The organism is Actinocorallia aurea, assembly GCF_054783995.1.
The window spans coordinates 1,382,808-1,394,291 of record NZ_BAAGPQ010000002.1 but is presented as its reverse complement, the minus strand read 5'-3'; the positions used below and the strand labels follow the sequence as shown (position 1 = coordinate 1,394,291).

Here is an 11,484-nt window from a genome sequence, read left to right as displayed (position 1 = left end):
GGAAGCCAAGGAAGCTCAGAAGCACGTTCCGTGACCGCTCCCCAGGGAGTGAGACAGAGCCACTTCTGAGTGGCCACCAGCACCGCGCTGATGTAGACCCGTGCGACGAGGCCTTTCGGTACGAGTGCGAGAGCGGACGTAGGCTGCGACCGGTGCCCAACGGCGTCTCGCACGTCATCGACTCGATATCGCGGGACGGTAACGTCTCCTGCCTTCATTCCCGCACCGGAAAGACCGTCATGCAGCGTGACCTCCTGAGGGTCGCCGTTTTTGGCGCCTCATTCTCCCTGCCTATCTCTGCCGCAGCCGTGGTTGCGGCGCTCATCCTGACCTCGGAGCAGGCTTCGCCGCCAGGGCCGGTCGCACCTCCGGCGGCATTGAGTCATTCACCCCAGCCGACCGTGACGGTGGAGGCGCCGGTACCGTCGAAGAGCCCCAGATCGCCTAAGCCCGAGCCACCGCGGGTCCTCCCGCAGGGCTCGGTCGTCCTGGTGGAGCGGCACACGACAGTCGCAGGCGACGAGTGCGCGAGAGTTGTCGCGGTGTATGAGAACAGGTCTGACACTGCGGTTGTCTCAATCACTCAGTCATTTCAGACGATGTACACGCCCAAGCATGAGGATGGCACATATCCCGATGATAAGAACGGCCCGATCAAGACGCTTACTCAGGATGCGGGCATAGCCCCCTTCGGGACCCGTCAGCTGACCTGGGATGTCTGTGCTCCGGAACTGACGAAGCTAATGAACCCCTACCCGGAAGACGGAATTGATTCCTTCCTGAGTGAAGTGGGTGCGGTCCCGACAAAAACCCGGTGGAAGTGGCTTGCCTGAATGATGAGCACCACCTTGGTGCCTCGATTCGCGGTCTGGTCCAAGGAACCGGGTGGTTAGCGCTACCTGTGCCTGCTCGGAACCAACCCACTGCGCGAGATCGAGCCGGGTAGAGCACATCCCTTGCAGCGCTGGCCGAGGTAGGGCTTCCAGAACAGGGCGGTGGCGTACCGCTCTCCCAGCTGCATGTCCGGTTCCTCGACTCCGGGCCGAAGCGGCTGAGTAGCTCCTGGTCGCACGCGGCCGTCTTTCGCGAAGTCAGCGAAGGGTTCGGTAAGGCCTGATGCCTGACTCCGGGAGGGCCACCGTGCCGGTCAGGACCGTCCGGGAGTGTGTCCTCGCATGTCTGACGATCTGGTGCCTTTCCCTACCTGTCCTCGCAGTGACATCGGCGGGACTTCATGGCACAGCCGAATCAGTGGCGTTCACCTCCGGTAATCCCGGAGAGGGTCCTCACGTGACGAGGAGGGAGTGCGTGGTGCTGACCGCCTCGAACGTGAACGTCGCATGTGAGCTGCTCGGCTGATTTCGAAGGACGACGCTCTGGGTCGGCAGGTACTTTGGCTATTGTCAGGGATAGCTCGTATTCCTCGGGGTTCCAAGGAGTCGTGTGATGGCATTGGTCGAGGGGCCGGCCTGGTCGGCTCGTGGTCTGGACCAGCGTTCGGGGCGCTATCCGCTGGCTGTGGAGGGCCCCGTTCTTCGGGCGGTCGACATCCTGGTCCCCGGTGTATCGAGCGTGACTCGATACGTTCGCCATTACGCGCTCTACGCCGCGATGGCAGCGCATGCCGAGGAACAGGAGCTGGATTCCGAGGACTGCCGCCGTCTGTTGCGCCGCAGCGAAGTCATCCTCGCTGCCGCCTCGCAGGCCGACGGTGTTGCTGGCTCCGCGCACGGCATCGACCGGGTGAAGGAGCTCTTTCTCTCATCGGCGGGCGGGCTGGATGTGAAGGGAGCGGCGGATCCGGATTCGATGCGTAAGTCCTACTCTCCACGTGCCTGGGGTTTCTGGGAGCAGTACGGTGGCCCGAGCCAGGTCCTCGGCACTGTCGCCTTGGACGGAAGGGCACTGCGACCCGGCCGCCATGCCTGCCCCTTGGAGGTGCGCCGCCTGTTCGCCTCTCTGTTCGCGGCGGCGAGCCATGACCGGTTGAGCGCGGCAGATCTGAGCGATCTGGCACCGATCTCCTTGCAGGCAGAGAACCGCGCTGAGGTCCCTTGGCTGCGTGAACTCTTCACAGCCGTCAGCAGAGGTCGGCACGAACCAAACGACTGGCAGACCGATGATCGGCGCCGCCGGTCTGCTCTGCGCATTCACGCACGAACGCTGGATCTCGGTGCAGCGCCCGGCGACCCCACTCCGATATCGGCGTGGGAGCAGACGATCGCCTACGGCCATCTTGCGAGGACAGACCCGGTTCTGAGCCGGATTCCCGAGGTCCCCGGCTGGCGAGGAGTGCTGCTCCGCAATCACTCGGTCAGTGCCTGGCGGCGGCTCTGGGCGGCGATGATCGCCTCAATCGGTCAAGATGGAGGCGACTCCGACAAGAGCGGGGAAGAACTCCGCGCCTGGCTCGCCGACCAGATGCCTGCGGAAAGCGTCCGGTCATTCCTTAGCGGGTTGCCTGCGACCATGGCCGGTGGTGAAACCGCTCCCGCCGAACGCGAGATCCTCGCTGCCGATCCTTCGATGAGTCCGCTCACCGCGGTCGGTCTTCTTCTGCTGGGCGGCCGTCGAGCAGAGGAGTTGGAAGGCGAGGTCCGCACCGCTTTCCTCGGCGCTCAACGAGATTTCCTCAACCCGCTCTGGGTGTCCCTGCAGACCCGCGACCATCTCGACAGACCCATGGCGGAACTGGCTGAACGCCTGGTGGACGACATGCTCGCACAAGCCCGTCGGGTCGCGATGTCGAAGATGCGCCCGGACCGGGAGGGCCGCATGCTGATGTTCTCTCGCGTCCACGAACGCAACGGGCGGTACTACAAGACCAGCGACGAGGGCAGCACCGAGCTCGGCACCCGGATCCCGCAGCTCGCTGACTTCTCCGTCCAGCTCGGCCTCGTCGACAACGTCGAGGGCGGTACCGCTGCCGTGACGGACGAAGGGCGCAGCATGCTGGACGTGTTCGTATGACGGGATGGCAGATCGCGTCTCCGCTCACTTTGCTGACCGAGTGGCAGGACCGAGCCGACCAGGCGGACCTGCACGAGCTGCTGCTGCTCGGCTTCACCGTCGACCTTCCCTTTCTGGAGAAGGTCGCGATCCCCGTCGCCCGGGCGATGGGTGCACGGATCACGATCATCGGGGACGCCGCGCACGGCATGTACGACCCGGTCGACGTTCGGATGGCCGGACGCTCCTACTTCCATGCGCTGGCATCCTGCGGCAGCGCGTTCCACCCGAAGCTCGCGCTGCTGATCGGTGAGGACGAAACAGTCGCGGCGGTAGGTTCCGGCAACCCGACGATGGCGGGATGGGGTTACAACGACGAGATCTGGTCGGTGTTCCGCGGGGACTCCGGCCAGGCGCCGGCGGCGTTCGGGGAACTCTCCAGCTGGCTCCACCGCCTACCAGGGACGGTCCGTATGCCGGCCTACGCTGAAGCGATCCTGCATGAGCAGGCCGAGCTTCTCGGGCGCCTGCCAGCGGGGGAGGCGCCGGAGGCACGGGTCCTGCACAACCTGGAGACCGGACTGCTTTCCCAGCTTCCCCGCGGGCCGGTCGAGGAACTCGTCCTCTGCGCTCCCTTCGTCGATCAGACCGGGGACGCGCTTACCGCGATCGTCGACTACTTCCAGCCCGGCCGGATCGTCATCGGCATTCAGGAACGCTGGACCAGCTTCAACGGCGACGCAATGCTGCGCGCCTGCGGTGAACGTGACACGGAGATCCGCCTGCTGAAAGAGAGCGTCCCGCGACACGGCAAGCTTCTCCAATGGCAGACCGGGGAGGACGTCCACGCACTGACCGGAAGCGCGAACCTGACCGCGAGCGCGCTCCTTCGGGCCACCCTCGAAGGAGCCAACTGCGAGCTCGCAGTTCTCTCCCCCGTGAAGCGGTCTCTCAAGCCCGAAGGCCGGATATGCGGGAGCGCCACCCTTGCGGGGCTGCAGAACAACAAGATCAGCATCCAGAGCGGTCCGGCCCTCACGCTGCTGGGAGCGATCCGCACCGGTCAAGGCCTCGAGATCACCCTCGGCCGCGTGTACGACAGCGACGTCACCGTCGAGACTTCGCCAGACGGTTCCCCGGCGTCCTGGACTGTCATCGGCACCGTACCGTCCGGACGCACGACCATGGTCTTCGCCGTTCCAGAGCTGGCGGGCACCGTGGTGCGGCTCGTCGACGGCGCAGGTCGATCAGCGCCGGTCTTCGCCGCTGATCCCGTCCGCTGCGCGCGCCGCCAGGAAACCGACCAGAAGCCACGGCTGCGCGGTTCCTTCACCGAAGAGGACATCTTCACCGACGACGACCTCGCCCGCCGGTTCCGCACCGACCTGCTGAAACTCACCGACCAACTCGCCGAGAACAAGACGGTGACGGCGCCTAGGCCCCGCACGGCGACCTCTATTCTCGCCGTTCACGACAGATGGAGCGCCTACCTCGACGAATGTGATCGCCTCGTCGGCAGGAACTTCACCAGCAGGGCGTTCGGCCGCTTCCTGGCAGCCCCGTCCAACACCGTGGTCGGGTTCGGCTGGGGCATCGCCACCGAAGCCATCACCGACGACGAGACCGCCGAAGCCGGAGAGCCAGAGAACTCAGAACCGACCCAGGTGCCTGCCTCTGAGCGGGCTGGATGGCGCAAATGGGTCAACCAGGCCGCAGTCAAGATCGCTGCCCCCGCGACCCGGCCTCCCCTCGTCATCCGCGTACTGATCGCCAGGATCACCGTCCAGCTCCTGGCACACGGCGTCTGGGAATCGGAGTCGACCTGGCGAGACGATCTCGCCCGCATGATTCCCGTGCTTCAACCGGATCACGATGAGGTACCCGAGGAGGCGCTCCAGCACGTCACCGCGCTAACCGCAGTGTGCATGGGATTGCTCCGCAGCGGCGTGTCACTGACCGGAGGAAGCCACGCCGACCTTCTCGCCGCACGCACCTGGCCCCGCGTCAGACAAACCGTTGCCGGAGCAGACCGCTCCTTCACCACAGACCTGCTCATCCGCCCACGGTTTCCACACGCCCAGGTCCTCAGCCCCACGGAGTTCGACGCCCTCGTCGCTCTCGCCCGCGACCCCGACCCCGTCGCCCACATCCGTCGCGACCTCGCCGACGACGGCATAGACCTCGACTACCAAGACGGCATCTACCTTGTCACCGGCAAATTCACCAACCCCATCCCCATAGCCGCACGAGTCGCGACCCTCCTGGAACATCACAACGACACAACCCTGGTAGAGGCCCGTTCTGGCAGGAACTGGGTATTCATCGCCTGGCGCCGACCCGACCTCGTCCTGGCCTCCTCACCCCAGGGCCACGCATGGCGCCTCTACCGGACCACCGGCCCAGCCACCCCCTCCACCCTCCTCTCCACCAACGAAGGCATCACCGCCGCCGGCCAGACGACCAAACCCATCAGACTCGGCCTCATCCCACCCCAGAAAGCCCAAGACATCCTCACTACCGCCGGCCTCGACCACACCGAAGTCCTGGCCCGTCGCGCCAGACCCAGCCACCCCCACGTCAAGTGAGGCAAGTCCGGACCGCCATCCAGGGCAGCGGTGGAGCTCGTCGATACGAGGGGAACTTGGCAACTACCGTGGGCGCGGCGACCAGACGCGTTGATGATGCTGTTGGTCGATCACTACGAGGTCAGGCCGCAGTCGCCGGAGGCAAGCGGCCAAACCGATCGCTGAACTACATGGACCAAACCAAAGAGGAGCTTCACGCCTGAAATAGGAACACCTGGGGCCAGGCGAGCTGACCTCAGGTGACGATCTCTCACGCCCGAAATCTGTAGACATGTACGAAATGTGTCCAAGGGGCGACCACAACCATTGACCAGCAATTTCACGGATCAATTCGGCGACGTAGGCCGGATTCGTGTCGGCAGATTCCGATAGTAGCGCAAGGGTCTTCACCAGATCGCGTGAGCTCGGCCATTCCGATGAAGATCCTCGCGGCGGCAAGGTGAGGTGTTCGGCAGTCAGCGTTCGCAAGGAGGCGTGGCTCCTTGTGCAGAGGGCTGCGAGCTCCGAGTCGGCCTGCTGTGATCGTGGCGCAACGGTGCCCGGTCATGAGCCCGGGGCAACTTACGGTCGTGTGCATGCTCTGGGCTCCCGCGGCTGGGGTCACGTCCTGCGGGTGGTGTAGGCAAGGTCGAGTCGAGGTGCAGGCGGCCATGAGGTTCCATCCGGTTCTGTTGGCCTCGCCCCCGAAGGTCCCGCGAATGTGCCGCCCATCGCAGGTGCCGCCTTTCATCTGCTCGCAGCAAGGGCTTCATCAAAAGCTGTCGAGTCAAATCTAAAAATTTCTGGCAATCTTGATCTATGCGCAGCGCAGAACCGACTATGCGAGCAGGGCGATCCTCCAGGCGGAACATCTACTTCTTCCGCCTCGATGCGGGGTCAGGTGACGACGGACTGCCCCTGCTGGCCGACTTGAGCTCAGCGCTCAAGAAGCTGGAGGACCTGCCCTTTAGGTCGGTGAGGGACGGCGGCCGGTACCTCCACCACTATGGTTTGGAACTCTGCGCGTGGATAGACCAGATCGAGCCGGTTGCGCGCGTTCGTTTCGCTTCCATCAGACGTGAAGCGCTTCCGCAGGCGGAGACCGGTGGTGACCTGCGTGACCTCGGCCTCCCGGAGGGTAGCGGGCTTGTAGAGATCTCGCACATATGCGTCTTCATGGAAGACAACATTGCGGGGATCGAGTACAACTTTCATGCGCCTCGCCCCGTCAGATTTCAGCACTATTTGAAGGAGCTCGCGCGAAAGGAATGCCCGGACTTCAGGTTCGAAGCGTTGCTCAAGCAGGACGTCGCCGACGACCTACGTGAGGGGCGTGCGATCAGGAAGCTCAACCTGAGCGTGAGAGAGTCGTTCATCGACACCCTGGCGGCTGCCGATCAGAGCCTCGGAGAGGCATTCCGGGCAGCGGCTCGGTTCAGCCAAGCCGACTACATTGGATTGATACTCGAACCCACGCCCTACCAGCGTTCCAGTCTCGCGAAGCCGATCACCTCGGTCCTGCGGACGCTCGTCGGGCTGCCCGACTGGCGCGACAACGCACGGCGCGCACGAGCCACCATCACCAACACCGACGGCACCCACGCAGATGAGGTTGACCTACTGAAGGACGAACTGATCTCGCAGAAGAAGATTCTGCGTGCGTCGTCCAGTTCGAGGGTTCTGGAGCACGGCGATGCATACGCGAAGATCGAGGAGGCCTACGGGGAGCTCAGGGAGAAGTTGCTGGCGGCATCCTCGATCAGCATAGATTCGTCTGCTCGGGAGAGCCGCGATGGCTCTGATTAGGTCCTTTCGAGGAGAACTCCTGATGACGGTCCTGGCCGTTGGAGCGACGGGTGTCCTGTTCCGCTGGGAGCCGGTTCGCAAGGCGGTTCTCGACCTCCTTGACGATCGACGAGACGATCTCTACGCGACCGTCCTCAGCCTTGAAGCCACGCTTCTAGGCTTCGTCGTCGCCATCCTGACGATTACGATCGGCTTCGCCGGGTCCCCGCGCCTTGAGATCATTCGCCGCACACGGCACTGGCCTGCCCTCTTCGCGATCTACACCCGGACAATGCGCTGGGCAGCCTGCGCGGCCCTCGCCGCGCTGCTCGCTCTCATCCTCGACCGGGACAAGAGCCCCAACCTGTGGCTGACGGCCCTGCTCCTCGTCTGCGTGACCTTCTCCGTGGCGGCTGTGGCCCGCATGCTCTGGGTCACCGAAGGAATCGTCCGAGTGGTGACCGCCACAAGACCCCCGCCTAGGTGAAGTAGTGCTGTTCGGTCAGAACCCTGTCACGCACTTTTCGACATGCAGTGTCCAGGAGTCGAACGGCTGACTGCACCGGCTACGGAGGGCCCGGACGACTCGCCTAGGTGTGCGTGGTTCTCGGTCAGGCGTTCGGCAGGCAGCGTTCGCAGGGCGCGTAGCCCTTGGATTGGGCGATGCGCAGCGGCGTGAGTTCGGGGTCGTGTGTGTTGTGGCCATGCCAGTCGGCGAAGCGGTGTCCGTCGAGGAGGCCGGGGCAGTCCGCCGTCTTGTGCATGCTCCGGCCTCCCGCGGTGATGTAGACCCGGGCGGCGAGGCCTTTCGGCACGAGGGTGCATTGTGTTTCGACGCACTGTCCGACAATCAGGTCGTGGATGCACCGCTCGTCCGCAGTGTGAGGGCGGATGGATTCTCGGGAGGTTTCAGCGGTGTCGGCGGGTCGGGGCGCAAGGTCCTGGGGCTGGGTGCCGAGAAGGTCGTCGCGATAGAGGGCGGCGTGGGGTCCGAAGGCATTGACGAGTGCGTCGGTCTGGGTCTCCTCCCGGCCTTGGGTGGCGAGCTCGTCGGCTCGTTCGTTGTCGGGTACTCCGGAGTGGCCCTTGACCCATTCCCAGGCGACCTCGTGCGCCGCGGTGACGGCGTCCAGCCGTTTCCACAGGTCGACGTTCTTCACGGGCTTCGTTTCGGAGATCCGCCAGCCGTTGCGCTTCCAGTTCGCCATCCACTGGGTGATGCCGAGGCGGACGTACTGGCTGTCGGTGTGAATTCGCACCTTGGATGGCCTTTTCAGGCATTCGAGCGCGCGGATGGCGGCCGTGAGTTCCATCCGGTTGTTCGTGGTGTCTGCCACGCCCCCGTAAATCTCGCGGACATGCCGCCCATAGCGCAGCACCGCTCCCCACCCGCCTGCTCCAGGATTGGGAGAGCATCCCCCGTCGGTGTAGATGACGACCGTTCCAGATTCCACGTGCGCTCCCGTGACCGCAGGGATTCGAGATTCTCATCATGGCGATCGAGCGCGCGGTCGTCTAGATCATCGTGTGGCGCATTGCGGGGGTGTGGTGGTGTTCACCGGATGCTCAACCGGAGCCGAGGACGGCTTTTTCGAGGGCGGTGAAGCGTTCGTCGGCGTGAGGGCAGAGGGCTCGGAGCGTCGGGAGCCCGAGGGCGTCGATCACCATGGGGCCGTCCACCGTCTTGCGGTAGTCCTGGTAGGCCCTGGCGATGCGCTTGGACGGTGCGGTGGTCGGTGAGTCGTTCACCAGTTCCGGACCGCCGGCGGACCGAACTTGGCGGGCGAGGTCGGGGCAGGGGCCGCCCATGGTCTCGGCGAGGCGCTCGCAGTCGGCGAGGACCCAGGCTTCGGTCTCGTGGAGGACGAGGTGGGGGATGAACCGAGGGCTGCCGATGGCTTCGGCGACGGCCTTCTCGACGTGCCTGACGCGGTCGAGGGGATCGCCGCTTGCCGGCCGCTCGGCCATCCCGGGGGCGTCAGAGGGAAAGGCGTAGTAGTCGAAGAGCGTCGTCAGCGCGGACAGCGAGGTGTCATTGAGCAGGCGGACGATGTCACCGCGCATCTTCTCCCACGATGTGACGCCGCCTTTGCGGTCGGGGCCGCGCGCGGAGCGCTTGGTCACCAGCAGCGAGCACGTCAGGTGCACGTCCCGCTCGGCGTAGTAGGGGGCGAGGATCTGCGTGGCGATGACCTCCTCGGTCTGCCCTTCGACCAGGATGTGGACGCGTTTCATGCTCAGTGCGGCTCCGGGCCGGGGCGCCCGCCGAGCAGGTTCTTCTCCCAGAGTTCGCCGAGGCCGTACTCGTCCAGCCAGATCTCCAGCCGCTCCGGGTCGGGTCGGTGGAACGTCGACGCCCCCTGCGAGCGCTCGACGACGATGAGGTCTTCCAGTGAGAAGCGGTTCATCAGGGTGACGGACTGCGTGGCGATGAGGACCTGGCTGGATCTGCTCGCGGTGTGCAGCATCTCGGCGAGTTGCACGATCGCGAACGGGTGCAGGCCCAGTTCCGGTTCGTCCAGGACGACCAGGGCCGGAAGCTCGGGCTGGAGAAGCAGCGCGGACAGGCAGACGAAGCGCAGAGTGCCGTCGGAGAACGCGTTCGCGGGCAGAACTGTCTCGGATCCCTCTTGTCGCCATCGGAGGCTGATCCTGTCGGTGGCCGCCTCCGGCTCCAGCACGAAGTCGCGAAAGAACGGCGCGACCTGCTTGATCGAGCTGACGACCCGCCGGTAGTGCGTCGGGTGGACCTCTCGCATCCGCAGGAGGAACGGGGCCAGGTTGGCGGCGTCGGCATGCAGGGACTCGGCGTCGGAAAGGAACGCGTTGCGTTTCACCGGCGCGGTGCTGCTGGTGTCATGGAAGTGGTAGACGCGGCAGCCAGCCAAGATGTCTGCGACGTGACCGGCGATGCTCCGCTCTCCACGCCGCTCGATCTCCTCACCGAGAAGGCTTTCTCTGTGCCCTCTGCCGAGGTTGACCGAGAAGTCGGGGTCGTTGAATCCGTCGTAGCCGATGTACTCGCCATCGAAGATCAGGTCGTCACGGGCGCCGGGTCGCAGGACCGCTTTGTAGGAGTTGCGGTCGGCCTTCAGATCCAAGCTGATCCTGGCCGTACTCGCCGGATCGTCGTGCAGCAGCGCGGAGGCCCCGCCGGACAGCCCGACGAACAGGCCGAGGTCACCGTCCGACAGGTAGCCCAGCAGTGCCAGAGCCTTCACGAAGTTGCTCTTGCCCGCGCCGTTGGCGCCGACGAGCACGTTCAGGTCACCGAGTTCGACCGTCGCGGAACGGATCGAGGTGAATCCCTCGATCGTGATCCGGGACAGTCCTCGCACCATGGCCTGGTATTCCTCGGAAACCGATGATCGACACTACTGATCCCAAGCTACCACCGGCCTTCCTTCGAGCCCTGCCAGGTGCGAAGATCCCTCATCCGTAGGCCTACCGACGGGATCAGGGAGGGCTTCAATGCGGGTTCTGGGAGTGGATGCGTGCAAAGCGGGGTGGTTCGGTATCACGCTCAGCGAGGGAGCGCCGCCCTCGGCGTACTTCGCCCCGGACATTGCTGGTCTGGTCGACGCTGTAGAGGCCGATGGCGATGTCGGTGTGATCGCGATCGATATCCCGATCGGGCTACCTGACGCCACGGTAAGGCAAGCGGACGTCCTGGCCCGTGCCGCTGTCGGGCCGCGACGGGCTTCGGTGTTCGAGACCCCGGTCCGGGCCGCCCTCACCGCGCAGGACCACGCCACGGCGATCGCCGTCAACCGAAGCAAGACGGGCAAGGGTGTCTCGGCCCAGGCGTATGCCCTCAAAGAGAAGATCGCAGATATCGATGCCTGGATCCGGACGACCACGCATCAGGTGATCGAGATCCATCCAGAGCTGAGCTTCACCAGACTCGCCGGAGCCCCTGTCCGCGACCACAAGAGCACCTGGAACGGGGCAGAGACCCGCCGCGCTCTACTGGCGACCGCGGACATCGTTCTTCCCGCAGATCTGGGCCCTCCGGGGCAGTACGCGAAGATCGACGATGTGCTGGACGCCGCCGTCGCCGCATGGACGGCCCGCCGCCACGCCGAAGGAGCAAGCCACAGCCTCCCAGATCCACCAGAGTGGTTCAGCGACGGTCTTCTCTGCGCAATCTGGGCGTGAAGCCCGCCTCCCGGCCTCGACCGGTCAG

8 protein-coding genes and 1 pseudogene are annotated in these 11,484 nt (G+C 65.0%); 6 read left to right on the top strand and 3 right to left on the bottom strand.

Going from position 1 to position 11,484, the window contains the following annotated elements:
* The 5 genes from ACYVOM_RS06760 to ACYVOM_RS06740 all read left to right on the top strand — a co-directional run.
* On the top strand, nucleotides 1–833 hold an 833-nt coding region (locus tag ACYVOM_RS06760; protein WP_460302322.1), incomplete at its 5' end, for a hypothetical protein.
* Nucleotides 834–1,446: 613 nt separating this feature from the next.
* Nucleotides 1,447–2,970, top strand: a complete 1,524-nt coding sequence (locus ACYVOM_RS06755) for a hypothetical protein (RefSeq protein ID WP_460302321.1) — start codon at nucleotides 1,447–1,449, stop codon at nucleotides 2,968–2,970.
* Complete coding sequence (locus ACYVOM_RS06750) at nucleotides 2,967–5,534, top strand: hypothetical protein (protein ID WP_460302320.1); 2,568 nt, start codon at nucleotides 2,967–2,969, stop codon at nucleotides 5,532–5,534. Before ACYVOM_RS06755 ends, ACYVOM_RS06750 begins: the two co-directional genes overlap by 4 nt.
* A gap of 798 nt (nucleotides 5,535–6,332) precedes the next feature.
* A complete protein-coding gene (locus ACYVOM_RS06745; protein WP_460302319.1) occupies nucleotides 6,333–7,319 on the top strand; it encodes a hypothetical protein in 987 nt (328 codons plus the stop codon).
* A gap of 22 nt (nucleotides 7,320–7,341) precedes the next feature.
* On the top strand, nucleotides 7,342–7,785 hold the full coding sequence (locus ACYVOM_RS06740; RefSeq protein WP_460302318.1) for a hypothetical protein: 444 nt from the start codon (nucleotides 7,342–7,344) through the stop codon (nucleotides 7,783–7,785).
* Between the two features lie 535 nt (nucleotides 7,786–8,320).
* Here ACYVOM_RS06740 and rnhA read toward each other — a convergent pair.
* The 3 genes and pseudogenes from rnhA to ACYVOM_RS06725 all read right to left on the bottom strand — a co-directional run.
* Nucleotides 8,321–8,776, bottom strand: a pseudogene (gene rnhA, locus ACYVOM_RS06735) (ribonuclease HI); the annotation flags it as partial.
* Between the two features lie 88 nt (nucleotides 8,777–8,864).
* Nucleotides 8,865–9,533, bottom strand: coding sequence for a DUF4276 family protein (locus tag ACYVOM_RS06730; protein WP_460302317.1), 669 nt, complete (start codon nucleotides 9,531–9,533; stop codon nucleotides 8,865–8,867).
* Nucleotides 9,534–9,535: 2 nt separating this feature from the next.
* The gene (locus ACYVOM_RS06725; RefSeq protein WP_460302316.1) at nucleotides 9,536–10,639 is read right to left on the bottom strand and encodes an AAA family ATPase; all 1,104 of its coding nucleotides are present in this window, start codon (nucleotides 10,637–10,639) and stop codon (nucleotides 9,536–9,538) included.
* A 130-nt stretch (nucleotides 10,640–10,769) separates the two neighbouring features.
* Here ACYVOM_RS06725 and ACYVOM_RS06720 point away from each other — a divergent pair, with 130 nt between their 5' ends.
* Nucleotides 10,770–11,456 (top strand): DUF429 domain-containing protein, encoded by a 687-nt coding sequence (locus tag ACYVOM_RS06720; protein WP_460302315.1) that lies wholly within the window; start codon nucleotides 10,770–10,772, stop codon nucleotides 11,454–11,456.
* Nucleotides 11,457–11,484 lie beyond the last annotated feature (28 nt).

Coding starts and splice junctions, on each gene's coding strand:
- ACYVOM_RS06730 (WP_460302317.1), bottom strand. CDS start 9,533: ATGAAACGCGTCCACATCCTGGTCGAAGGGCAGACCGAGGAGGTCATC.
- ACYVOM_RS06745 (WP_460302319.1), top strand. CDS start 6,333: ATGCGCAGCGCAGAACCGACTATGCGAGCAGGGCGATCCTCCAGGCGG.
- ACYVOM_RS06725 (WP_460302316.1), bottom strand. CDS start 10,639: ATGGTGCGAGGACTGTCCCGGATCACGATCGAGGGATTCACCTCGATC.
- ACYVOM_RS06750 (WP_460302320.1), top strand. CDS start 2,967: ATGACGGGATGGCAGATCGCGTCTCCGCTCACTTTGCTGACCGAGTGG.
- ACYVOM_RS06720 (WP_460302315.1), top strand. CDS start 10,770: ATGCGGGTTCTGGGAGTGGATGCGTGCAAAGCGGGGTGGTTCGGTATC.
- ACYVOM_RS06755 (WP_460302321.1), top strand. CDS start 1,447: ATGGCATTGGTCGAGGGGCCGGCCTGGTCGGCTCGTGGTCTGGACCAG.
- ACYVOM_RS06740 (WP_460302318.1), top strand. CDS start 7,342: ATGACGGTCCTGGCCGTTGGAGCGACGGGTGTCCTGTTCCGCTGGGAG.